This is a genomic window from Pseudomonas sp. CDFA 610, assembly GCF_021147865.1.
In the GTDB taxonomy this organism is placed as follows: Bacteria; Pseudomonadota; Gammaproteobacteria; order Pseudomonadales; family Pseudomonadaceae; genus Aquipseudomonas; species Aquipseudomonas alliivorans.
Window position 1 is genome coordinate 357583 of record NZ_JAGTPM010000001.1, and the last position, 23836, is coordinate 381418.

Consider the following 23836-nt stretch of genomic DNA (forward strand, 5'->3'; position numbering starts at 1 on the left):
AGCCAGGTCATTTGCAGGCCGCCTGAAAAATGCATCGCCGGCAAGCCGCTCATGCCGGGATTGCAACATTTCAGTCCCGATGCGCAATTTTCTTGCCGCGTCGGGCGGCTATGTCGTTCGCTTGACCATCGCGTTGTTTGCCCGTGCGGGCCTGGGTAATCAGTGCCGGAATCAGAGGGCCTTCCGGCAGGTTTTTCCAGAACCGTGACGGGAAATGGCCTTCCATGACTTTTGGGTTCAGGCGAGCCGGGTTGAAGATGTGACTGTAATAGGTCAGCCACAGCTCGCCATGCGGGTCGTCTACCTGACGAGCGATGATCTTCCAGGCGTCCGGGCAGCGGCGTTCGTGAATCAACTGCTTGCCATCGTAGTAGACGCCATCCTGCGGCGTGGCGATCATCCAGCGGTGCTGGCCCATGCGACCGATGAAGTGCTCACTGGCGCTGTGCAGAATGTCATGGGCCGGTTCGTGCCAAGCCACGTATTCCGGGCGCATCAGCTCATCCTTCCGCTCGGGCGCGGGCAATGCCACGAAGCGCAGAAAGGCGTGCAGGTGATGGGCTTCTCGGCTGATGGACTTGAGACGTCGATGCAATTCGCTGCCCAGCTTGTCGCCCGCCATCATTGCCGTGCGGTCGCCGTGACTGACGCGCCAAAGCACTTCATACAGCAGGCTCCAGCGTTGTTCGCCACGATAGCGAGAGGCGCTTTCCAGCAGGTGCAGCAGCTCAAGTGGAACGCGTGCCTGAAAAGGGCCTTGCTGGCTCGGACACTCTTCGTCGCTGCCAAACAGGTCGGCGGCATCGGGAGACGTCCAGCTGACCCGGCTGGGGTCTATTCCATGGCTCAACAGCCAGCGCGCCTGCTGTCGCCAAGTGTCGAAAAGGTCATCACAATCCAGACAAATCATCCCCACAACCCCATTTGCTGGGGCTGCGGCCGATCACGCAACTGATGATGAAGGAACTCGCTGGTGGTCTCGGCCTGAGGCGGATGGTAGTCACTGGTGATGATGAACGGCTTGGCCTTGGCCAACACACAGCGCATGCGGGTCAGGTCCTCATAGCGGATGCGTCGTTGCCGACGCAGCTCCACGAGTCGCTGTGTAGTGCGAATGCCAATACCGGGAACGCGTGCGATCAGCGCCGGGTCGGCGTTGTTGAGATCCAGCGGGAACACTTGCCGGTTGCCCAGTGCCCAAGCCAGTTTCGGGTCTATATCCAGCGCCAGATCACCAGGGCCGTTGAGCAATTCGCCCGCCGTAAAACCATAGCCGCGCAGCAGGAAATCGGCCTGATACAACCGGTGCTCACGCATCAACGGCGGAGCGGCCAACGGCACACTGTTCGGGCTGTTGGGAATCGGGCTGAACGCCGAGTAATAGACCCGGCGTAGTTTGAAGTTGCTGTACAGCGATTGGGCACTGTGCAGGATGGTGCTGTCATCGGTAGCGTCGGCCCCGACGATCATCTGCGTGCTCTGCCCGGCAGGTGCGAACTTCGGCGCGCGGGGTTCGTTGCGCACGGTCTGCTCGCCGGTGTAGATCGTCTGCATCGAACGCTTGATCGAGACGACGTCCTTTTCAGGTGCCAGAGTCTGCAAACTCGCATCGGTAGGCAATTCGATGTTCACGCTCAGACGATCGGCGTAGCGACCTGCCTGGGCGATCAGCGCGGGATCGGCGTCGGGAATGGTCTTGAGATGGATGTAACCCCTGAATTCGTGCACCTCGCGCAACAGCCGGGCGACTTCGACCAGTTGCTCCATGGTGTAGTCCGCCGAGCGGATGATGCCGGAGCTCAGGAAAAGCCCACTCACACAATTGCGACGGTAGAAGTCCAGCGTCAGGGTGACCACTTCTTCAGGCGTGAACCGGGCGCGGGGCACGTCGCTTGATCGTCTGTTGACGCAATACTGGCAGTCGTACAGGCAGAAGTTGGTCAGCAGGATCTTTAGCAGGGACACGCAACGCCCGTCGGGCGTGTAGCTGTGACAGATGCCCATGCCGTTGGTGGAACCGAGACCGGATTTATCCTGCGAGCTGCGCTTGGGTGCTCCGCTGCTTGCGCATGACGCGTCGTACTTGGCGGCGTCCGCCAGAATGCTGAGCTTGTCGATGAGCTGCATGGAATGCCTCATTACTGTTTGCATGTACAGTATCGGGTTGCAAGACAAGACTCAAGCCGGGCGGCATGAAGTAGACCGAAGGTCAGGCGGGACTGAAAAAAGAGGGTGAACATGAATGTTATTTTATAACGGCAGGATGATGGCTTATGTAATACTGTAACGAATAGTTTCAGGTTGCCTCGTCGTGAAAACATTACCCCCTTCGTCTATCGCAAGCTCGGTGCTTGCCCTGTCGGCCTGGAAGCGAATTGTGTTTTCCCTGGTGGTTCTCGCGTTGCTTTGGCTGGCGATCGGATGGTCGGTGGCCATTCCGTGAGCGCCGTCATTGCGTTGGAAAACCTCACGGTCGCCTATGAACGCCGACCTGCCGTTCACCACATCAGCGGTCGTTTCGAAGCCGGGAGTCTGACCGCCATCGTCGGCCCCAACGGTGCAGGCAAATCCACCTTGATCAAAGCCATCGCTGGAACTATGAAGCCTGCGCAGGGGCGGGTGGATCGCGGGCGCCTGGCAATCCGCACCATCGGCTATCTGCCCCAGGCCGCCGAGATCGACCGCAGTTTCCCGTTGAGCGTTGCCGATACCGTGGCGATGGGGGCCTGGCACAGTATCGGGCCGTTCCGCAGCCTGACCCGCAACCACGCTGATCTTACCCGGCAAGCGTTGTTGACTGTCGGTCTGGAAGGCTTCGAGACGCGCAGTATCGGCTCGCTGTCGTCAGGACAGTTTCAGCGGGTGCTGTTCGCCCGTCTGCTGCTGCAGGATGCGTCGGTGATTCTGCTGGACGAGCCATTCACCGCCATTGATGCGCGTACCACACGCGATCTGCTGCAACTGGTGCAGGTCTGGCACGGCCAGGGCCGCACTGTCATTGCGGTGTTGCACGACATTGATCAGGTTCGCCAGCACTTTCCGCAGACCCTGCTGATGGCACGCGAGGCGATTGCCTGGGGTGACACCACTGAGGTGCTGAGCGTTGCCAACCTTCGCAAGGCGCGCAACATGGCTGAGTACTGGACCGTCGATGAGTCGATGTGCGACGTCGAGGATGAGCCGTCATGATGCTGTACAACCTGGTAATCGAGCCTTTCGTCGAGTTCGGTTTCATGCGCCGCGCACTGGTGGCGTGTCTGGCACTGGGCATCGGCTCCGGACCGGTTGGCGTATTGCTGATGCTCAGGCGCATGAGCCTGGTCGGTGATGCAATGAGTCACGCCGTCCTGCCCGGCGCTGCGGTCGGTTTCATGGTCGCGGGGCTGTCATTGCCCGCGATGGGGTTCGGCGGGTTGATCGCCGGGCTTGCGGTTGCGCTGCTGTCGGGTCTGGTCAGTCGGCTGACTGCGTTGCGCGAAGACGCCAGCTTTGCCAGCTTCTACCTGACCTCGCTGGCGGCGGGTGTGTTGATCGTCTCGCTGCACGGTTCCAGTGTCGATCTGCTCCATGTGCTGTTCGGCACCATTCTGGCCATCGACAGCGCGTCTATCTATATGGTCGGCGGCATCGCTTCGTTCACCCTCATCCTGCTTGCCGTGATCTACCGCCCGCTGGTGCTCGAATGTTTCGATCCCGGCTTTCTGCGGGCTGTGGGCGGGCGTGGTTCGCTGTACCACGTCTTGTTTCTGCTGCTGGTGGTGCTGAATCTGGTGGCTGGGTTTCAGGCGCTGGGCACGCTGATGGCGGTGGGCATGATGATGCTTCCGGCGACGGCGGCGCGTTTCTGGGCCAGCTCATTAAGTGCGCTGATGTTGATCTCGACCCTGCTGGCCACGCTGGCGGGCCTGATCGGGTTGATCGTTTCCTACCATCTGGGCGTCGCTTCGGGACCGGCCATCGTACTGACCGCCAGTACGTTCTACGTGTTTTCTCTGCTCTTCGGGCGTACGGGCATCCTTCGCCGACTGTTTCCCAAACCTCATCTGGCTCACTGAAAAGGTATGTCATGAAACGACTGATGTTGTTGAGTTCAATGGCCGCGCTGGCACTGTCTGCCTTTGCATCCATCGCCCAGGCCAAACCGTTGGAAGCGGTTGCATCGTTCACGGTGATCGCCGATATGGTCAGCACGGTGGGCGGTGACCGCGTGCACGTCACTTCGCTGATCGGCCCCAATGGCGATCCGCACGTCTACGAGCCGACTCCGACTGATGCCCAGGCGCTGAAAAACGCTGACCTGACGTTCGTGAGTGGCCTGCATCTTGAGGGCTGGATGGATCGTCTGATCAAGGCGTCCGGCTACAAAGGCCAGCCGGTGGTGCTGTCCGAAGGCATCAAGACCCGCAGCATGGACGAGGACGGCAAGCGCATCACCGACCCGCACGCCTGGAACAGCGCCGCCAATGGCGTGATTTACGTGCGCAACATCGTGACGGCGCTGAAAAAGGCCGACCCGGAGGGGGCTAGTCTGTATCAGGCCAATGGCGATCGTTACATCACTCAGTTGCAGGACCTGGATCAGTACGCTCGCGATCAGATCAAGGAAATACCCAAAGCCAATCGCAAGATCCTCACTTCGCATGATGCGTTTGGCTATTTTGGAGACGCCTATGGCGTGACGTTCCTGTCGCCGCTTGGCCTGTCTACCGAATCGGAAGCGTCAGCGGCAGACGTCTCGAAACTGATCCGTCAGATCAAGGCCGAGCACGTCAGCGCCTATTTCTTCGAAAACTCGGGTGACCCGCGTCTGGTCAAGCAGATTGCCGAGGCCAGCGGTGCCCAGCCAGGCGGCGAACTGTATGTCGAAGCCCTGTCGCCGCCGGATGGTCCTGCTGCGACTTACGCGAAGATGTTTCGCTACAACGTCGACACACTGGTGGCGGCGATGAAGAAGCGTCAGTAATCCGTATCAACGCTCAGCGGGGTGTAGCGGGTCGACGATATCCAGTCGCCGTACGCCTCCGCCAACGTCAGGTAATCGGCAAACAGGCCGCGTCCATCGACCTTCGCTGCGGCCGGTGGTGCGGTCTTCAGGCTGGTTCGTTCGCAAGCTTCTGCCTGAGGCGTCACCCAAAATGCACTGAACCCCTCAGCCGCAATGCTTTCGGTTCTGATCGTGTCGATGAAGTCGTCCTGCGAAAGCCATTCCAGCGCTGCGTTGTAATGGCTGACAAAGGCATAGAGAGGAAAGGGGTGTTGCGGTATCGCCCTGTCGACGAAAACCAGACCGGACAGATAGTGGGTTAGGGCGGGCAAGCGATAAGGGTCAATCTGAGCAGACATGTCGTCATCCTCGATTCTCGGAGGGTGGGGGGATGTCGTACTCCTTCATTACGCGACTCACTGAGCATAACGCGCAGCTCTCGTTCAACAAGGGCTGCGCGACAGGCTGTGTCAGTTATTCAGGAATTTGAAGACCGTGGTCTGAGTGTAGGCCTTGCCTGGATCAAGCCGGGTGCTCGGGAATTTCGGCTGGTTGGGCGCGTCGGGGTAGTGCTGGGTTTCCAGCGTGAAAGCGCCCCAGTGCGGGTACACCTTGCTGCCCTTGCCGTGGATGCTGCCATCCAGGAAATTGCCGGTATAGAGCTGCACGCCGGGCTCTGTGGTGAACAGTTGCAGTTTGCGACCCGACTGCGGATCGCTGACTTCTGCCGCCAGTTTCTTCACGTCACCCTTGGTGTCGAGCACCCAGTTGAAGTCGAAGCCACCCTGCTTGGGTTCGGCGTATTTCAGCTGCTGATGATCGTCCTTGATATGCTGACCAAAGGCGGTGGGTTTGAGAAAGTCCATCGGGGTGCCTTTGACGGCGGGCAGCTCGCCAGTCGGAATCAGCTTGTCGTTGACCGGGGTGTAGTGCGAGGCATACAGAGTGGCGACCTGCTTGAGAATATCGCCGCTGCCCGCGCCCGCAAGGTTGAAATAGCTGTGGTTGGTCAGGTTCAGCACCGTCGGCTTGTCGGTGGTCGCACGGTAGTCGATCTTCAGCTCGTTTTTCTCGTTCAGGCTGTAAGTGACTACGGTGGTCAGCGTACCGGGGAAACCCATCTCTCCATCAGGTGAGACGTAGGTGAGTTTCACACCGACCGAATCACCGGTTTTCGTGTCTTCGGCTTTCCAGAGTCGCTTGTCGAAACCCTGATTGCCGCCGTGCAACGCATTGGTCTTGTCGTTGAGCGGGACCTGGTAGGTTTTGCCATCCAGCGTGAACTTGCCGCCCGCCAGGCGATTGCCGAAACGACCGATGGTGGCTCCGAAGTAAACCGTGCCGTTGTTCTGATAGCCCTGCACATCGTCGAACCCCAGCACGATGTCTTCCACCTTACCGGCTTTGTCAGGGACCATCAGCGATTGAAGGGTGGCGCCATAAGTGATGACGCTGGCCTCAATGCCGTGGCTGTTGCGCAGGGTGTATTTTTCGACGGAGGTACCATCGGGCAATTGGCCGAAGCTGCTGTGTTCGCTGGACAGCGTTGCGGCGTGCGCGGTCAACGTGCTGATCATGAGAGACAGTCCAAGGGTGCTGAGGAGAGCATACTTTTTCATCTGATCTACCCGCTTTTATTTTTATTGGTAAGACTATTTGATCGGATTTTTATCCGATGGAAGGATTTATAGCCCAAAAAATGCTGCTTGAAAAATTAATTGTAATACTATTTAGTAGTGCGAGGGTTGCATTGGTCTTTGAAGCGCTGTGGTCCATTTGACAGTCATTGGTATGATGATTAGCCTCGACTCGAACAGAACGGGACACGAGGCATCGGGACATGAGCAGTAATTTCCACGCATCGACCGTGGATTGGCTGGGTGCCTGGATTGCCGCGGGCAATGTCCTGCCGGGTCAGACACTGAAAGTGGAAGCGGCACTGTGCGAAGAATTGGGCGTCAGCCGCACGGTGTTGCGTGAGGCGATCAAGACGCTGGTGGCCAAAGGGCTGCTGGAAGTCGGCCCCAAAGTAGGCACACGCGTATTGCCTTTGCGTTCCTGGAACCTGTTCGACCCTCAAGTCGTCGGCTGGCTGGCACGCAAGGGGCTTCCGGAGGCTTTCGTGAAGGACCTGCTGGACTTGCGCAGAACCATCGAGCCGATGGCCGTGCGCTGGGCGTGTGACCGGGCCACCGCGCAACAGATTGAAGGGATTCGCGAGGCGTACCGTTTGCTGGAAGCATCGGTGACTGACAAAGGTGATTACAACCTGGCTGATCGACACTTCCATGAGGCGGTGCTGGCGGCCAGTCACAATCGCTTCATCGAGCAGATGCTGCCTGCGCTGGGTGCTTTGCTGGCCGTATCGTTCGAGGTGACGTCGGGGATGCCGGGTCAGTTGGGCAAGACCCTTCCGCTGCACAGGGATCTGGCTGAAGCCATTGCCACGCGTGACTCCGGGCGTGGCGTATGGGCATGCATGAGTCTGATAGAGCAGGCGGCAGAGGTGATCGACACCTACTTTCTGCGGCAGAGGACAGCCTCTGACGCGGCACTTTGAATGCTGGATATGCGCCTGAATAATTGAATGTTTCATCACACTGAAAAGTACCTTTTACAACAATAACAAAGGACATTTTCATGAACTGGCTGCCCGTCTCCGAGCACCGATTCAAGCTGGGCGAAGGTTCCTTCTGGGACGTCGAACAGCAGGCCCTGTACTGGGTTGACATCTCAGGCTTCCTGGCCTGCAGATTCCTTGACGGCGAATACCGCCAATGGCGCATGCCCGAGCCCGTATCCGCGTTTATCCCCACCTGTCAGGGTGATGCACTGGTGACACTGGCCAGTGGCGTCTACCGTCTGGACCTGAGTTCGACCAAGACCTCTCTCTCGCTGTTCTGTGTTGCCGACCCTGTGGCAGGTAACCGTGCCAACGAATCGCGCTGTGATGCGCAGGGCCGTCTCTGGCTGGGCAGTATGCAGAACAACATTGATGCCCATGGCGCAGACGTGCCGCTTGTACGCCGCTCGGGCGGGCTGTTCCTGATCCAGCCCGATGCGCGTGTTACGCGTCTGTTGGACCGACAGGGCATCGTCAACACCCTGCTGTGGAACTCCGCAGATGACGTGCTGTACAGCGCTGACACTCTGGACGAGGTCATCTATCAATACCCGATTCTGCCGGACGGCAGTCTCGGACCGCGCTCAGTCTGGGCGGCCGAACACGCACGTGGGTCGCCTGACGGATCTGCGATGGATGCCGAAGGGTTCATCTGGAACGCCCGTTGGGGCGGCAGTTGCCTGATCCGCTTTGCGCCTGACGGCAGCGTTGACCGCGTTATAGATCTGCCGGTCAGCCATCCCACCAGTTGTGTATTCGGTGGTCCGGACCTTAAAACCCTCTATGTCACCAGCGCTGCGCCAGCCGACGCGCATGGTGATTTTGATGGTGCGGTTCTGGTCGCCGATATCGGCATACAAGGTCTGAAATGTACACGTTTTGCCGGCTGATGCCGGCTGTGGATCGCGGTATCAGGCGTGTTTCAGCGCTCGTATCCGTTCAAGTGACATTCGGTTACATTGCGGTCAATCATAATATGGTATGACTATTGAACCGGTTTTCAGATGCCTCCGCGTCCGGGAATCGCCACCTTGCTGAACGCTGTAGCTATTCAATAAAAATAAGGAGTTAGCTATGTTGAGTCGTCACGGGATTCGTTCCCTGTGCTGTGCCGCTGTCACCACCGCCATCATGGGCATGAGTGGCATTACCTCTGCTGCCGACGAGATCAAGATCGGCTTTCTGGTCAAGCAAGCTGAAGAGCCCTGGTTCCAGACCGAGTGGGCCTTTGCCGAGAAAGCTGGCAAGGACCACGGTTTCACCGTACTCAAGATTGCCGTGCCGGACGGTGAAAAGACCCTGGCCGCCATCGATAACCTTGCCGCCAACGGTGCCAAAGGCTTCGTGATCTGCCCTCCTGATGTTTCCCTCGGCCCTGCCATCGTGGCCAAGGCCAAGGCGCTGGGCCTGAAAGTCATGGCCGTCGATGACCGTTTCGTCGATGCCAACGGAAAATTCATGGAAGACGTGCCTTATCTGGGCATGGCCGCGTTCGAAGTCGGTCAGAAGCAAGGCGCCGCAATGGCCACCGAAGCCAAGAATCGCAAGTGGGATGAGGATGGCTGGAAGGGCACCTACGCAATCATCAACACCTACAACGAACTGGATACTGGCAAGAAGCGCACGGATGGTTCTGTCGATGCGCTGAAAAAAGCCGGTCTGCCTGAGAAGAACATTCTCTTCACCGCTCAGAAAACCCTCGATGTGCCTGGCAGTATGGATGCCACCAACTCGGCGCTGCCCAAACTGCCGGGCGATGCCAAGAATCTGATCATCGGCGGCATGAACGACAACACCGTACTGGGCGGCGTACGCGCCACGGCCAGCAACGGGTTCAGCGCGGACAACGTAATCGGCATCGGCATCAACGGCACTGACGCCATCGATGAGCTGAAGAAAAAGAAAAGTGGCTTCTTCGGGTCGATGCTGCCCAGCCCGGACAAGGAAGGCTACAACACCGCCAAGTATATGTATGACTGGATCAAGGACGGCAAAGAGCCGCCCAAGTACACCGCCATGGACGACGTGACGCTGATCACTCGCGCCAACTTCCAGGAAGAACTGACCAAGATCGGTTTGTGGAAGTGAGCTGAACGGGGGACCTGAAAAGGTCCCTCAATTGCGCGAGGAGGTCGGTGTCATGCAACAGGCTATCAAAACGAATACCACAACAGGTGCCCTGCGCTTCAACGGCATCGGCAAGGTGTTCCCCGGCGTGAAAGCGCTGTCGGACATCAGCTTCGAAGCGCGCCCTGGCAGCGTTCATGCGCTGATGGGCGAGAACGGCGCGGGCAAGTCCACGCTGCTCAAGATTCTGGGCGGCTCCTACCAGCCCAATAGCGGCACCCTGCAGATCGGCGATCAGACTCACCAGTTCAAATCCACGGCCGACAGCATCGCGGCGGGCGTGGCAGTGATTCACCAGGAACTGCATCTGGTGCCGGAGATGACCGTCGCCGAAAACCTGCTGCTGGGCCACATGCCCAGCCGTTTTGGCCTGATCAATCGCGGTGCCATGCGGCGTCGGGCTGCAGAATTGCTCAAAGGGCTGGCTGACGAGATCGATCCGGGCACGCGCCTTGGTGATTTGTCACTCGGTCAGCGGCAGTTGGTGGAAATCGCCAAGGCCATGTCCCGCAATGCTCATGTGATTGCCTTCGACGAACCGACCAGCAGCCTGTCCGCACGCGAGATCGATCGTCTGATGGCAATCATCGTCCGCTTGCGTGATGAAGGACGGGTGATTCTTTACGTGTCGCACCGCATGGAAGAAATCTTCCGTGTCTGCGATGCCGTGACGGTTTTCAAGGATGGACGCTTCGTGCGTACGTTCGAGCAAATGGCCGACCTGGATCATGACCGTCTGGTGACCTGCATGGTCGGGCGCGATATTCAGGACATCTACAATTATCGTCCACGTCAGCATCAGGGGCCGAGCCTGCGGGTCACCGGTCTCATGGGGCCGGGACTTCAGGAACCGGTCAGTTTTGCGGTCGAGAAGGGCGAAGTGCTGGGCTTCTTCGGTCTGGTCGGTGCCGGTCGCACTGAACTGTTTCGTCTGCTGTCCGGGCTGACCCGCAGCACTGCCGGTTCGCTGCAACTGGATGGCAAGCCTCTGACCCTCAAGTCGCCGCGTGACGCCATCGCTGCAGGCATTCTGCTCTGTCCGGAAGATCGCAAGAAAGAAGGCATCGTGCCGCTGTCCAGCGTCGCCGAAAACATCAATATCGGTGCCCGTCCACGGCATGTCAGCCTTGGTTGCCTGATTCAGGGGCGCTGGGAGCGTGACAACGCGAAGGGCCAGATTCAGGCCATGAACGTCAAGACGCCATCGCCCGAGCAGCAGATCATGTACCTGTCCGGCGGTAACCAGCAGAAAGCCATTCTGGGTCGCTGGCTGTCGATGCCGATGAAAGTGCTGCTGCTGGACGAGCCGACCCGCGGCATCGACATCGGTGCCAAATCCGAGATCTACCAGATCATCCACAATCTCGCGGCCGATGGCATTGCCGTGATTGTGGTGTCCAGTGACCTGATGGAAGTGATGGGTATTTCCGATCGAATTCTGGTGATGAGCGAAGGTGCCATCACCGGTGAACTGAACCGCGACGAGGCTGAAGAGCCGCGTCTCCTGCAACTGGCTCTGCCACGCACGCGCGGCTGAACAACTGGTCTCTGACCATGAACAATAAAAAAGAGGTGCGTATGTCTACCGAATCCAGCCTGCGGGCTCCCCGTCAGGGCTTGAACCTGCGCCGTTTTGCCGATGAGTGGGTCATGCTGCTGGCCGCCGTGGGCATCTTCCTGCTCTGCGCAGTGTTCATCGACAACTTCATGTCGCCCTTGAACATGCGCGGCCTGGGTCTGGCGATTTCCACCGTGGGCATCGCCGCCTGCACCATGCTCTATTGCCTGGCTTCCGGCCACTTCGACCTGTCGATCGGTTCGGTGCTGGCTTGTTCCGGCGTCATCGCCGGGATCGTGATCCGCGACACCGACAGCGTGTTTCTGGGCGTATCGGCTGCTCTGGCAATGGGCCTGGTCGTAGGTCTGATCAACGGCATCGTGATCGCCAAACTCAGGATCAACGCGCTGATTGCCACGCTGGCTACCATGCAGATCGTGCGCGGCCTGGCGTATATCTTCTCCAACGGCAAGGCGGTGGGCGTTTCCAACGAAGATTTCTTCGTATTCGGCAACGGCCAGCTGTACGGCGTGCCAGTGCCGATCCTGATTACCATCGTCTGCTTCATCTTCTTCGGCTGGCTGCTCAACTACACCACTTACGGGCGCAACACCATGGCCATTGGTGGTAACCAGGAAGCCGCGTTGCTGGCGGGTGTCCACGTTGATCGCACCAAGATCATCATCTTTGCCGTGCACGGTCTGATAGGCGCGCTGGCGGGCGTGGTGCTGGCTTCGCGCATGACCTCGGGCCAGCCGATGGTCGGGCAGGGCTTCGAGCTGACGGTGATCTCAGCCTGTGTACTGGGCGGTGTCTCGCTCAGCGGCGGTATCGGCATGATCCGTCACGTGATCGCCGGCGTGCTGATTCTGGCGATCATCGAGAACGCAATGAACCTGAAGAACATCGACACCTTCTACCAGTACGTGATTCGCGGCACCATCCTGTTGCTGGCAGTGATCATTGACCGCATGAAGCGTCGTTAACCTCAGGCACGATCCAGAGAGGCCCTTGCCGGACAATCCGGCAAGGGCCTTTTTTGAGTCAACAGCCGTTCTCGTTGCCTCGTATGCTGAAATCCAGACTGGCGCGTGTTCCCAGCGTCGGCATCGACTCCAGCGTCAGGCGCCAGTGAAAACGATCACAGATGCGCCGCACCAGAAATAATCCCAGTCCTTTTCCGGTCCCCGCTTTGGTCGACTGTCTGACCATGCTCAGGTAGCGCCGAGACGCTTCGGCGGTGTCGAAGCCCTCGCCGGAGTCGGTCACGCTGACAGTCCCGTTCTTGAGCCGGACCGCGATGGTACCGTCGTAGGTGTTCTCGGCAGCGTTGCGCAGCAGGTTGCCGATGGCGATGCGCAGCATGGCTTCCGGGGCGGGCAGGGTCAGGGTTTCGTGGATGTGGACGGAGAACCGGACCGGTTTGCCGTCCAGCAGGTGTTCATGATCCCTGACCAGCTCGGGCAGGAGACGGTCCAGCTCGATGGGGTCGTCCGCTCTGGCCACTTTCGGCTCGCGGGAAAGGAAGAGCAGGGCGACCATGATCTCCGTGAGGTTTTCCACCGTGGCACGCATGCGCTGCAAGGGCGGTGTAGCGATGGCGGGCAGCGCCTGCCGGTCCAGCACGTCCAGCGCGCCGCTGATCACGGCAATCGGGGTACGAAACTCATGGCTGGCCTGATCCAGCAGGCTGCGCTCACGCGCCATGAATTGCTCGACCCGTTCCAGATGCGCATTGATCCCGCTGGCGATCTCCTGAAGCTCTTGCTGAACATAGTGCACAGGCAGGCGCTGCGCAGGTCGTTCCGGGTCAAGTTGTTTCATGCGGTGCGCCAGTTCCTGAACCGGGCGACGCATGCGTACGTACAGCCAGGCGATCGCGCAGATGATCAGTATCAGATTCAATAACAGGTAGAAGGCCCCGATCAGTGCGATTCTGTTTTGCTGATGCTCCAGATCGCTGATGTCGATGGCGGCGATCATGCGTCCGGATTCGAGCGCGGTGACCAGCACGGCATAGTCCGAATCGCCGGGTAGCCAGTAGTCGTTGTCCAGATCACCCTCGCTGTAAAAGCCCGGCGCAAGCGTCAGGAATTCCTCAGGCATGTCAGGAACATGAGCGTCGCCCGATACGTTCCAGATCCGGATTCTGCCACTGTCCTGAACGCCTGATGGTGAGGTTGCTCGCAGGGCGTTTCGTGTAGAAGTCTCCAACAGTTCTTTCCAGACCGGGTGGTCTATAAGGTCCTGACTCATGGAGGCCTGGGTCGCAAGCCCGGCCGTCATCAGCAGACCGAAACCGACCAGAATCAGACTGATCAGCCGGTGCAGGCTGCCGCGGCCGCCAAAGAAGTCGTTCATGGCAGCACGCACAGGCGAAAACCGACACCCGAGACCGTGTGCAGTAGTCGGTCCCCGGCTGCGCAATCGCTGTCGATTGTCCTCCTGAGCAAGTGCATGTGCGAGCGCAGCAGGTCGCCGTCCGGCACCCGATCCCCCCACACCAGTGACTCAAGCTGGGTCCGCGTTACAACGTCGGGCGAGTTGCGCATCAGGACCTCCAGAAGGGTTCGTCTTATGGGCGAGAAGGGCAACTGCTTTCCCGCTCGGGTGATGGTCTGCGTGCCCAGATCGAACCTCAGATCGCCGACCTCCAGCGTCTGTCGCACACTGGAGCGTGGCTGACTGCGAGCTGCCAGCACCCGCAGACGGATCTCAAGTTCAGGCAGTGCCAGCGGCTTGACGATGTAATCGTCCGCCCCGGACTCGAAGCCTTCCAGTTTGTCGTCCAATTGATCCTTGGCAGTCAACAGCATGACCGGGACCGGACTGCAGACTTCATGACGAAGGTGGCGCAGCAGGGCGATGCCGTCCATGCGCGGCATCATCCAGTCCAGCACGATCACATCGTAGGCGTTCTCCTGCAGCAGGCGCATGGCGGCCTTGCCGTCGGGCGCTGCATCGGGCGTATGACCACAGGCCTCAAGGTAGTCGAACATGTTGGCCGCCAGGGCCAGGTTGTCTTCGACGATTAACACGCTCAGGGAACGCTCGATCATGAGGGGCTGAAACTCTGCTGTATCGTTGATGAGTCAGTCTGACAGGTGTCAGAACTTACGCGAAATGCCGATGGACATTGACGTCGAGCTGTCGGTCCCGTTCTCCACCAGCGGGCTGTCGGTCAATTCGTCCGGCAGGCTGGCGTAGCGGATATTGCCTGACACTTCCCACTGTTTGCCGATGGGTTGCGAGAAGCCCAGGCCAATGTAGGAAATGTTGACGCTCCCTGGCCGGTAGCGGGTGATGCCGCGCTGCTCTTCCTTGTTCAGGGTGCCGAAGTAGTAGTCCACCAGATTGGCGGACAGGTGTGTGGCGCCGATATGAGGCTTGAAGCGCGTCTCGCCCCAACTGATCGGGTACGCGTATTCAAGGTTCATCGAGTAACCGTCGCTGGTCCCGCTGACGTCGGATTTTGCGACCAGTTCGAGCTGCCCGCCGCTGCCACGCAGGCTGGCTGCCAGACCTGCATCAATGCCGTTGTCGCGGTCCTCCATCAGATCCCGGTCGATACCGTTTCTGGCCAGTTCACGGCGACCGAAATCATCGCGGTCGATGCCGTCCATGTTCAGAGACACAATGGCGTCCAGCGAAAACACGCCGTTGTCGACCAAGTGATAGCCGCCGGTGATGCCACGTAGAAAAAAGCTGTCGCTGTCGTACCTGATCAGTGGCAACGGATTGACCTGCGTCCCGGCCCCGGCATAAGGGCTCTCGCTGATGGCTGCACCGAGGCCCAGGCTCAGGCTCGAGGATTCGGCAAACGCAGCCTTGAAAGGTAGAACAGGCAATAACAGGGCGGCAAAAGCGGGCACGGACAGTCGTTTCATCGCAGTTCTCTGAGGTGAGCTTGAAAGGGATGGCGAGTGTGCGTGCGGTACTGTCGTTTTCTTGTCGCTGCGTCGTATCAGGTCGCGATTGCAGCATCCGGTTCGGGCGCAGGCCGTTGCAGATAGTGTTCGATCAGCGTCACAACTTCTGAAATAAACGCCGGTTGGGCAAGCAGTTCGGGCTGGTCTGCAGTGACGTTATGGATAATGGCGTGGGCCGCAATCCCCACCAGGTAAATCGCAAGGTCCGGGTCAGGGACATTCTTCATGAACGGCCTCAAGACTTCTGCGAATTGCCGCTGGAGCGAATCCTTGTCCTCCTCCATCTGGCGAACGGTGCGTGGCAGTTCTTCGTGGATGGCCTTGTGCAGTGCCGGAGCGACGCGGTGTTCGGCGACGATCATTTCGATGATCAGTGTCAAAGCGTCTCTGAGCGAGGGTTGGGCCGGCAGGACGTGCAATACCTCAAGCAGGTCAGTGCGCGTGTCAGCGGCATGGCGTCGCTGCAACTCGGCAATGATCGCCTCTTTGTTCGGGAAAAACTGATACAGCGAACCGATATTGACGCCTGCGCGTTCGGCAATGGCGTTGGTGGTCAGACCGTCCCATCCTACCTTGGTCAAAATGTAAGTCGCTGCTTGAATAATGGCATCGACCGTCGCGCGCGAACGCGCCTGAGCCGGGATCTTTCTGGGTTTGACGGGAAAGCGGCTCTTGCTCATTGGGTGCTCCGGAACATGAGTTTTTAAAAACTAAGTATTAACTTACGATTTGAGTCGTGAAAACACAACGTTCTTCACGTATCGAGAATCGAATCATGAACACACCTGATCCCGTACTTGCGTGGGAAGCCTTTCAGGCCGCGAATCACTTTCGTCGAGCCGTCCGAAAATTCAACGCCACCCCTGTTGCAGAAAGTGATGTGCAGGCGCTGCTGGCGGAAGCGGCTTTTGCACCTTCGAGTGGCAACATGCAGCCCTATCAATTGCACTGGATTCGCGACCCTGTGTTGAAGGCCAGCATGGCGGAGGCCTGCAACGGGCAGAAAGCCGCTGCAACGGCAGCCGAATTCATTGTGGTCGTTGCCAGTCCCGCACTGGGGCTGCGTACCGCCAATGCTCAGCTCGAACATGTCGAAGGCTCACGGGTACTGGGCGAAAGCTCGAAGGCCTACTATCGCAAGCAGATAGGCATGTTCAAGAAAATTCTCGGCGTCGGTTCGTCCGTCCTGTGGTCACCGCTCGTCGCGCTCGCCACGCTGTTTCGTCCGACGTTGTCGCTGATTCCCGTAGGTCCTGTCGGCGGCCGTCAGTGGGCGGCCCGCAACGCTATCTTTGCCGCTCAGACCCTCATGCTGGGTGCCGCGGCAAAAGGGATCGATACCTGCCCCATGGAAGGGTTCTCCGCCTCACAGGTTGCCAGACTGCTGAATATCCCGCGTGGTGCTGTCATTCCGCTGGTCATCGCGCTCGGGTATAGGGCAGACGACGCCAGGATCGAGGATCGGTGGCGCAACCCGATATCGGAACTGATCGTTTCACATTGAGGGTGTGCGCTTCGACAGTTGCCGGATCGGTGTCGCAAGCATCGCGCGTGCGGCTTACGGCTTGATGTGCTTTTACGTTCGGTTACCCAAATGACTTACAGAATGCTATGTGACGCAAGCCAGCGCGGACGGCGCTTGTCCGCTTATCTCTGGTACCGGCGACTGCAGATGCACGCATTGGGCGCTGCGATGCTGGTGTCAGGCGGTTGTGCCCTGCAACCAGCGTATGTGACACCCCCGCTGGCGGCGCCAACCGCCTGGAGCGCGTGGCATGGTCAGCCCGGAAACCAGCCTGCAGGCGTGGAAACGCGGTGGTGGCATCTTTTGCATGATGACGCTATCGACGCGCTGACCGAGGCGGCGTTTACCGACAACCCGACCCTGATGCAGGCGCTGAGCCGTGTCGAAGAAGCCAGATCGGGTCTGGACGTGAAAGTCGCTGCCACGATGCCCTCCATTGACCTGGACGCCAGTGTTACCCGGGCGAAGAGTCGTAACACTTCGCCGATTCAGCCGGGCGTGACGATGCTCAGTCACTCGGCCTCCGCAGGGCCTGCGTTCAGTTGGGAGCTTGACCTGTTCGGACGGGTCAGCCAGTCGGTGGAAGCAGCTCGGGATCACTTGGACGCCCGCACGGCAGACGCCGCGTCAACCCGCCTCACGCTGGCTGCCGATGTCGCGAACGACGTGCTGTCGCTGCGTGCCTGCGAGAGCTCGCGGCGCGTGTGGCTGGACGACATTGCCTCGCGGGAAAAGACTCTGGCGCTGACCCGAATGCGTCTGGACATGGGGCTTGCCAGCGCTGTCGATGAGGCACGCATACTTGCAGGTCTGGCAACTTCGCGCACCAGTCTCGCGAACCAGATCGATCAATGTGCCCGTCAGGTCAATGCACTGGTGACGTTGACCGGCCAGGGTGCCGACACGGTGCGCCAGCGGGTCGGTATCACGCAGACGGGACCGGGCATGGAGCAAATGTTCATGCCGCGTGCACCCCTTGTGCGGCCCGAGCTCCCCGCGACAGTTCTCGCATCTCACCCCGACGTTGTTTCAGCCGAGAGAGAAGCGGCAGCAGCCTGGGCCGATATCGCGGTGGCCCGTGCCGATCGATTGCCCCGTATCGATCTGGCGGCGGCCCTGAGTGGGCAGTGGATTCGTGCGGCAGGTTCCAGCCTCGATTTCAACACGTGGTCCATCGGACCGAGCCTGACCGGTCCGCTCTTCGATGGCGGGGCGGGCGCGGCAAATGTGAAAAGTGCCCAGGCTCGCTACACGCGTGCCATCGCCAGCCTGCAGGGCACGTTGCGCACCACGGTCGAGGACGTGGAGAACGCACTGGCCGAGCAGGCATCGGCAATGGCGCGGGTCACCTCGACCCGGCAGGGGGTCCATGCCGCTCGCACCACGTTCAGCGTCAGTAACGACCAATGGAAAGCCGGAGCGATCAGTCTGTTCGAGCTGGAAGACAGCCGTCGGCAGTTTGCGTCTGCACAGGATGCCGAAATTTCCGCCCTGCGCGATCAGGGACAAGCCTGGATCGCGCTCGTCAAAGCCACGGGCACCGCTATCACCTTGACCCCGGACACCACTTCTCATGAATAAGTTATTGATCCAGGCCTTACTCTTCAGTCGCAGGTCACTGAGCCTGATCGTGCCGTGCGCGATGCTGATCATCGCCGGTGTGCTCTATATGCGGCCGACTGAAGCGACCCCGTCAGCCAGCCTGCCTGCTCCGGCGCTGACCGTGACCGTCGCCTCGGCGGTCGACACTCTCTGGCCCGGAATCATCGAAGCCAGTGGCTCTGTTGCACCTTGGGAAGAGGCCGTGATCGGCGCTCAGGTTTCAAATCTGCGGCTTGTCGACTTGCGCGTCAACGTGGGTGATCACGTCACACGGGGGCAGCTGCTCGCCACCTTCGATGCCGATCTGTTGAGCGCTGATGAAGCGCGCCTCAAGGCCAACTGGCTTCAGGCCGATGCCAACCGCAAGCGTGCGTTGCTGCTCAAAGGCACAGGCGGCATGAGTGATCAGGACGTGCTTCAGTATGAAACCCTGGCGGATGTCACCAGGGCTCAATTGACCGTCACGCAGTTGCAACTGCGCTATGCCCGAGTGATTGCACCGGACGATGGCGTGATCAGCGCACGCAGTGCCACAACGGGCGCTGTGTACGGTAATGGACAGGAATTATTTCGCCTGATTCGTCAAAGCCGGCTGGAGTGGCGTGGTGAACTGAGTGCGGCACAAATGGCTCAGGTGCAGTCCGGCCAGCCTGTCGATCTCGAATTGCCTGATGGCACGTCGGCTTCCGCCAGCGTCCGTGAGCTGGCCCCCAGCCTGGACAGTCAGACCCGGCTGGGACTGGCTTATGCGGACATCGAACCCGGCAGTACGGCACGTTCGGGCATGTACGCCAAAGGCAAAATCGGACTGACAGAGCGTCCTGCAGTGGTCGTTCCTGCGGCAAGCGTAGTGATTCGTGACGGCCGCAGCTACGTCCCCAAAGTGCTCGACGATAACCGCATCAGTCTGCAGGTAGTGACGGTCGGCAGGCGACATATCAGCGATGTGGAGATCGTTTCCGGGATCAGCGCGGGCGACAGGGTGGTGGTGCAGGGCGCCGGTTTTCTGAATGACGGTGACCTGGTCCACGTTACTTCCGCACCGTTGCAAGGGAAGGAGTAAGTCATGAATTTCGCCACCTGGTCCATTCGCAACCCCATCCCTTCGATCCTGCTTTTTATTCTGCTGTCACTGGCAGGCATCCTGAGCTTTCGTGCCTTGCCCATTGCCAACATGCCTGATCTCGACTTGCCTACTGTGGTCATTTCACTGACCCAGCCGGGCGCGGCTCCGGCGCAACTGGAAACCGAGGTGGCGCGCAAGGTCGAGAACTCCCTGGCGACGCTGTCCGGTATCAAGCACGTCAGCACCTCCATCGTTGACGGGCTGGTCACCATCAACGTTGAGTTCATCCTGGAAAAGAAGCTCTCCGATGCCCTGATCGAGGCCAAGGATGCCGTAGACCGCGTGCGATCCGACCTGCCCAGCGATCTGGAACAGCCCTCCATCAGCGCAGTTCGTGTTGGCAGTGATGAGGCGACGTTGCTGTATGCGGTGTCTTCTTCGCGCATTGATGAAGAGGCGCTTTCGTGGTTTGTCGACGACACGTTGAGCAAGACGATATTGAGCGTGCCGGGCATCGGTAAGTTCGAGCGCGTCGGCGGTGTGCAGCGCCAGGTGCGGGTGGAAGTCGATCCCGCAAGCCTCGCTGCACAGGGCGCGACCGCTGCGGAAGTCTCACGTGCATTGAAGAGCGTCGAGCAGGAGTCGTCTGGCGGGCGAGGGCAAATGGGCGGGGGCGAGCAGGCTTTGCGGACCATCGCCACCATAAGGCAGGCGGACGAGCTCAATAGCCTTCCCGTGGTGCTGAGCAATGGCCGACGCGTGAATCTGGATCAGGTGGCGGTGGTCAAGGATACCTACGCGGATCGCACCCAGATCGCAACACTCGATGGCAAGCCGGTAGTCGGCTTTCGGTTATTCCGCGCCAAGGGGTTCGATGAGACGCGCGTCGTGGCAGACGTGATGCAAGCGCTCGACCAGCTTCGGTCCGCTGACCCGAGCCTCGGTTTTACCAAGGTCTCCGGCACCGTCGACTACACTCGCGAGCAATACGAAGGCTCTATGCACATGCTGTACGAAGGGGCGTTGCTGGCCGTTCTGGTGGTCTGGTGGTTTTTGCGTGACTGGCGCGCCACGCTGATCTCTGCATCGGCGTTACCCTTGTCGGTATTGCCGACGTTTCTGGTCATGAACTGGCTCGGTTACTCGCTCAATACCCTGACGCTGCTCGCTCTGGCAGTCATCGTCGGCATTCTGGTAGACGATGCCATTGTCGAGATCGAGAACATCGAGCGGCACAGTCGCATGGGCAAACCCATCAAACAGGCGGCGGGTGACGCCGTGACTGAAATTGCTCTGGCTGTCATGGCGACCACCATGACGCTGGTGGTGGTGTTCCTGCCCACCGCGATGATGAGTGGCGTCCCCGGCCTGTTCTTCAAGCAGTTTGGCTGGACGGCGGTGGTGGCGGTGCTGTCCTCGCTTCTGGTGGCGCGGATACTCACGCCAATGATGGCGGCTTATCTGCTCAAGACCCATGAAGGCAAGCAGGAAGCGCCCGATGGTGCGCTGATGACGCGCTATCTGGGTTGGGTGCGCTGGTGCCTGAAGCATCGTGGCCTGACCCTGGCGGCCACCCTGTTGGTGTTTGTCGCGTCGATAGCGATGGTTCCGCTTTTGGAGACAGGCTTGATTCCAGCGTCCGATAAGGGATACAGCAATATCAACGTGGAACTGCCTCCGGGCAGCAGTCTGGCGGCGACCCAGTCGACGGTCGAGGCGGTGAGTCGTGCCATCCAGGACATTCCGGGCATTGAGCATGTGTTCAGCACGGTAGGGGTGTCTCAGTCTGCCGGGCAAGGACGGACCCAGGCGGCTGAGTTGCGCCGCGCCACGATGACTCTGGTACTGTCTGCCCGTGGGACGCGTGCCGGCCAGACCGATATCGAAAACCGGATACGCACGATGTTGCATGACGTGCCGGGTGCGCGGTTCTCGTTGGGCACGGGTGGTCTGGGTGAGAAGATGGCGCTGATCCTTTCCAGTGATGATCCGGCGGCACTCAAGGCGACGGCGCAGGCGCTGGAGCGTGAATTGCGTGATGTACCGGGCCTCGCCAACATCACCTCGACCGCAAGTCTGGAGCGCCCGGAAATCGTGGTTCGACCGGACGCCCGCCAGGCAGCCGAGCGTGGCGTCACCACGGCGACCATCGGCGAAACGTTGCGCATCGCAACCAATGGCGACTTCGATGCGCAGATGGCCAAGCTGAATCTGGATAACCGTCAGATATCGATCCAAGTGCGTATTCCACAACTTGCGCGGCAGGATCTGGACACCATTGCCGGTCTTCGGGTCCGTGGCCGGGACGGGCTGGTTCCTCTGTCGAGCGTCGCGGATCTGAGCGTGGAAAGCGGCCCGACCCAGATCGACCGCTATGACCGACGTCGCTATGCCAATGTCAGCGCCGACCTGAGCCACATGCCGCTCGGCCAGGCACTGGCTATCGCCCGATCCTTGCCGGCCATCCGGTCGATGCCGTCCAGCGTCAGACTGATCGAGACAGGCGACGCAGAGATCATGGCCGAGCTGATGGGCGGGTTCGGCATGGCCATCATCATTGGCCTGGTTTGTGTCTACGTGGTGCTGGTGCTGCTGTTCAGCGATTTCTTCCAGCCGTTGACTATTCTGTTTGCCATTCCGCTGTCGGTGGGCGGCGCCTTTGTCGCGTTGCTGCTTACCCGAGGCATGCTGAGCCTGCCGTCCCTGATCGGTCTGGTGATGCTGATGGGCATCGTCACCAAGAATTCGATTCTACTGGTCGAGTATTCGGTGATGGGCATCAAGAAACAGGGCCTTTCAGTGGTGGATGCCCTGATCAATGCCTGCCACAAGCGTGTTCGTCCGATCATCATGACCACCCTTGCAATGATCGCGGGGATGATGCCGATTGCCTTGGGGCTGGGGGCTGACGCGAGTTTCCGACAGCCCATGGCGATTGCGGTGATCGGCGGGTTGATGACCTCGACCGCGCTGAGCCTGCTGGTCGTGCCTGTCGCCTTTACTTATATCGACGACCTGGAGCGCTTGCTGCACCGATGGTTCAGTCGCGCCCCTGCTCGCCGTGGCGAGTCTACTCACTGAGGTGTGAAGCCGCCTGTGGTCTGCCCAGCCGGGTCAGGCCATACAGCACCGCACCGACTACCAGCATGACCCCGGCCCGCAGCCATGTTTCCGGTCCTTGCTGAGTCAACAGCAACAGACAGGACAGTATCCCAAGGACGGGAATCACCCCATGCACCTGAAAGTGCGCAGGCTCGACCTTGTCACGCTTGAGCACCAGCACGGCCACATTGACGCTGAGGAATACGAACAGCAACAGCAGCACCACCGTTTCGGCGAGGGTGGTCAGGGTGCTGGTGAACGACAGCGCGATAGCGACCCCTGTGGTGACCAGAATGGCAACGCCGGGTGTGCGTCGACGCGGCAGCACACTGCCCAGAAGCGCAGGCAGCAGCCCTTCGCGCGCCATGCCGAAGGTCAGCCGGCTGGCCATGATCATCGTCAACAACGCGCCATTGGCGACCGCGATCAGCGCGATCAACGCAAACCAGGGTGACGGAATCCCCAGGCCCGACGCCTTGACGACATCCAGCAGCGGTGCCTGCGAGTCCTTCAACTGATCCACCGGCAATACCATGGCTGCGCCAACACCCACCAATACATACACAGCGCCTGCGATCAACAGAGCACCGAACAGGGCGCGGGGATAGACCTTGCGCACATCCTTGATTTCCTCAGCCAGGTTGGCGGAAGTTTCGAAGCCGACGAAGGAATAAAAGGCCAGCAACGATGCCGCCAGAATGGCCGTGGCAGGGGAGGCCGTGTCCAGTTCGAACACCCTTTGCGGGACGCCCTGACCCTGACCGACGAACCAGGCAGCAGCAGCGATCACCATGACCAGTCCGCTCAGTTCGATGGTGGTCATCAGCAGGTTGGCTCCCAACGACTCCTTGATGCCTCGCGCATTCAATAATCCAACGATCACCAGAAACCCGACACAGACCCATTGCGGAGGCACGCTGATCAGCGCTTGCAGATAGTCACCGGCGAACGCAACGGCCAGTCCTGCTGCGCTGGTGACGCCTGCTGCGATCATCGAGAAGCCCACCAGAAAGGACAACAGGGGTTTGCCAAAGGCTTTTTCGGCATACACCGCAGCGCCGCCCGCCCGAGGGTACTTGGTGACCAGTTCCGCGTAGGACGCTGCCGTCAGCAGGGCAAAACACAGTGCGATCAGCAAGGGCGCCCAAATGGCTCCGCCCACGCGTCCGGCGATGGTGCCTGCCAGCGCGTAGACGCCAGCGCCGAGCACGTCGCCAAGGATGAACAGCATCAACATCGGAGCGGTGATCGCGCGTCGTAGTGACGCTTTTTCGTGACTGACCATGAGGGCGTGATTCCTTTCAGTGGCTGCGGCGTATG

21 protein-coding genes are annotated in these 23836 nt (G+C 59.8%); 12 read left to right on the forward strand and 9 right to left on the reverse strand.

Features of this window, described 5'->3' with window-relative positions; all coding sequences use genetic code 11:
- Nucleotides 1-70: 70 nt before the first annotated feature.
- Together KDX39_RS01625 and KDX39_RS01630 are read right to left on the reverse strand one after the other, a co-directional pair.
- The gene (locus KDX39_RS01625; RefSeq protein WP_231659084.1) at nucleotides 71-910 is read right to left on the reverse strand and encodes a TIGR03915 family putative DNA repair protein; all 840 of its coding nucleotides are present in this window, start codon (nucleotides 908-910) and stop codon (nucleotides 71-73) included.
- Nucleotides 907-2127, reverse strand: coding sequence for a putative DNA modification/repair radical SAM protein (locus KDX39_RS01630; protein ID WP_122559999.1), 1221 nt, complete (start codon nucleotides 2125-2127; stop codon nucleotides 907-909). The genes KDX39_RS01625 and KDX39_RS01630 overlap by 4 nt, the downstream gene beginning before the upstream one ends.
- A 294-nt stretch (nucleotides 2128-2421) precedes the next feature.
- On the opposite strand from KDX39_RS01630, the gene KDX39_RS01635 reads away from it, so the two are divergent.
- Genes KDX39_RS01635 through KDX39_RS01645 form a run of 3 tightly spaced genes read left to right on the forward strand, consistent with a single transcriptional unit; the run spans nucleotide 2422 to nucleotide 4963 of the window.
- Nucleotides 2422-3189 (forward strand): metal ABC transporter ATP-binding protein, encoded by a 768-nt coding sequence (locus tag KDX39_RS01635; protein WP_231659086.1) that lies wholly within the window; start codon nucleotides 2422-2424, stop codon nucleotides 3187-3189.
- Complete coding sequence (locus tag KDX39_RS01640) at nucleotides 3186-4055, forward strand: metal ABC transporter permease (protein WP_231659087.1); 870 nt, start codon at nucleotides 3186-3188, stop codon at nucleotides 4053-4055. The genes KDX39_RS01635 and KDX39_RS01640 overlap by 4 nt, the downstream gene beginning before the upstream one ends.
- An 11-nt stretch (nucleotides 4056-4066) precedes the next feature.
- The gene (locus KDX39_RS01645; RefSeq protein ID WP_231659089.1) at nucleotides 4067-4963 is read left to right on the forward strand and encodes a metal ABC transporter substrate-binding protein; all 897 of its coding nucleotides are present in this window, start codon (nucleotides 4067-4069) and stop codon (nucleotides 4961-4963) included.
- Here the strand turns inward: KDX39_RS01645 and KDX39_RS01650 are convergent.
- Complete coding sequence (locus KDX39_RS01650) at nucleotides 4957-5343, reverse strand: hypothetical protein (RefSeq protein ID WP_231659091.1); 387 nt, start codon at nucleotides 5341-5343, stop codon at nucleotides 4957-4959. The two genes, KDX39_RS01645 and KDX39_RS01650, sit on opposite strands and share 7 nt — an antisense overlap.
- A 111-nt stretch (nucleotides 5344-5454) precedes the next feature.
- A complete protein-coding gene (locus KDX39_RS01655; RefSeq protein WP_231659093.1) occupies nucleotides 5455-6603 on the reverse strand; it encodes an aldose epimerase family protein in 1149 nt (382 codons plus the stop codon).
- Between the two features lie 221 nt (nucleotides 6604-6824).
- Between KDX39_RS01655 and KDX39_RS01660 the strand changes: the two genes are divergently transcribed.
- The 5 genes from KDX39_RS01660 (at nucleotide 6825) to araH (ending at nucleotide 12278) form a co-directional block, all read left to right on the forward strand.
- Entirely contained in the window at nucleotides 6825-7544 is a 720-nt protein-coding gene (locus KDX39_RS01660; RefSeq protein ID WP_231659095.1) for a FadR/GntR family transcriptional regulator, read from the forward strand.
- An 80-nt stretch (nucleotides 7545-7624) separates the two neighbouring features.
- A complete protein-coding gene (locus KDX39_RS01665; RefSeq protein WP_231659097.1) occupies nucleotides 7625-8497 on the forward strand; it encodes an SMP-30/gluconolactonase/LRE family protein in 873 nt (290 codons plus the stop codon).
- A gap of 184 nt (nucleotides 8498-8681) precedes the next feature.
- Nucleotides 8682-9695 (forward strand): substrate-binding domain-containing protein, encoded by a 1014-nt coding sequence (locus tag KDX39_RS01670; protein ID WP_231659099.1) that lies wholly within the window; start codon nucleotides 8682-8684, stop codon nucleotides 9693-9695.
- Between the two features lie 52 nt (nucleotides 9696-9747).
- On the forward strand, nucleotides 9748-11271 hold the full coding sequence (araG, locus tag KDX39_RS01675) for an L-arabinose ABC transporter ATP-binding protein AraG (protein WP_069142461.1): 1524 nt from the start codon (nucleotides 9748-9750) through the stop codon (nucleotides 11269-11271).
- Between the two features lie 41 nt (nucleotides 11272-11312).
- Entirely contained in the window at nucleotides 11313-12278 is a 966-nt protein-coding gene (gene araH, locus KDX39_RS01680) for an L-arabinose ABC transporter permease AraH (RefSeq protein ID WP_004882171.1), read from the forward strand.
- Between the two features lie 58 nt (nucleotides 12279-12336).
- On the opposite strand, the gene KDX39_RS01685 is transcribed toward araH, so the two are convergent.
- The 4 genes from KDX39_RS01685 to KDX39_RS01700 all read right to left on the reverse strand — a co-directional run bounded on the left by KDX39_RS01685 (nucleotide 12337) and on the right by KDX39_RS01700 (nucleotide 15901).
- Nucleotides 12337-13653 carry a sensor histidine kinase gene (locus KDX39_RS01685; RefSeq protein WP_231659101.1) on the reverse strand — a complete coding sequence of 439 codons (1317 nt, stop codon included), beginning with the start codon at nucleotides 13651-13653 and terminating at the stop codon, nucleotides 12337-12339.
- Nucleotides 13650-14351 carry a response regulator transcription factor gene (locus KDX39_RS01690; RefSeq protein ID WP_231659102.1) on the reverse strand — a complete coding sequence of 234 codons (702 nt, stop codon included), beginning with the start codon at nucleotides 14349-14351 and terminating at the stop codon, nucleotides 13650-13652. The genes KDX39_RS01685 and KDX39_RS01690 overlap by 4 nt, the downstream gene beginning before the upstream one ends.
- A 48-nt stretch (nucleotides 14352-14399) precedes the next feature.
- Nucleotides 14400-15179 carry a MipA/OmpV family protein gene (locus KDX39_RS01695; protein ID WP_231659104.1) on the reverse strand — a complete coding sequence of 260 codons (780 nt, stop codon included), beginning with the start codon at nucleotides 15177-15179 and terminating at the stop codon, nucleotides 14400-14402.
- Between the two features lie 77 nt (nucleotides 15180-15256).
- On the reverse strand, nucleotides 15257-15901 hold the full coding sequence (locus tag KDX39_RS01700; RefSeq protein ID WP_231659105.1) for a TetR/AcrR family transcriptional regulator: 645 nt from the start codon (nucleotides 15899-15901) through the stop codon (nucleotides 15257-15259).
- 95 nt (nucleotides 15902-15996) lie between these two features.
- Between KDX39_RS01700 and KDX39_RS01705 the strand changes: the two genes are divergently transcribed.
- The 4 genes from KDX39_RS01705 to KDX39_RS01720 all read left to right on the forward strand — a co-directional run bounded on the left by KDX39_RS01705 (nucleotide 15997) and on the right by KDX39_RS01720 (nucleotide 22495).
- Nucleotides 15997-16725, forward strand: a complete 729-nt coding sequence (locus KDX39_RS01705; RefSeq protein WP_231659110.1) for a nitroreductase family protein — start codon at nucleotides 15997-15999, stop codon at nucleotides 16723-16725.
- Nucleotides 16726-16860: 135 nt separating this feature from the next.
- Complete coding sequence (locus tag KDX39_RS01710; RefSeq protein WP_231659111.1) at nucleotides 16861-18327, forward strand: efflux transporter outer membrane subunit; 1467 nt, start codon at nucleotides 16861-16863, stop codon at nucleotides 18325-18327.
- Nucleotides 18320-19411, forward strand: coding sequence for an efflux RND transporter periplasmic adaptor subunit (locus KDX39_RS01715; protein WP_231659114.1), 1092 nt, complete (start codon nucleotides 18320-18322; stop codon nucleotides 19409-19411). The genes KDX39_RS01710 and KDX39_RS01715 overlap by 8 nt, the downstream gene beginning before the upstream one ends.
- Before the next feature lie 3 nt (nucleotides 19412-19414).
- On the forward strand, nucleotides 19415-22495 hold the full coding sequence (locus KDX39_RS01720; protein WP_231659116.1) for an efflux RND transporter permease subunit: 3081 nt from the start codon (nucleotides 19415-19417) through the stop codon (nucleotides 22493-22495).
- Here the strand turns inward: KDX39_RS01720 and KDX39_RS01725 are convergent.
- Nucleotides 22485-23801 carry an APC family permease gene (locus KDX39_RS01725; RefSeq protein ID WP_231659117.1) on the reverse strand — a complete coding sequence of 439 codons (1317 nt, stop codon included), beginning with the start codon at nucleotides 23799-23801 and terminating at the stop codon, nucleotides 22485-22487. The two genes, KDX39_RS01720 and KDX39_RS01725, sit on opposite strands and share 11 nt — an antisense overlap.
- Between the last annotated feature and the right edge of the window lie 35 nt (nucleotides 23802-23836).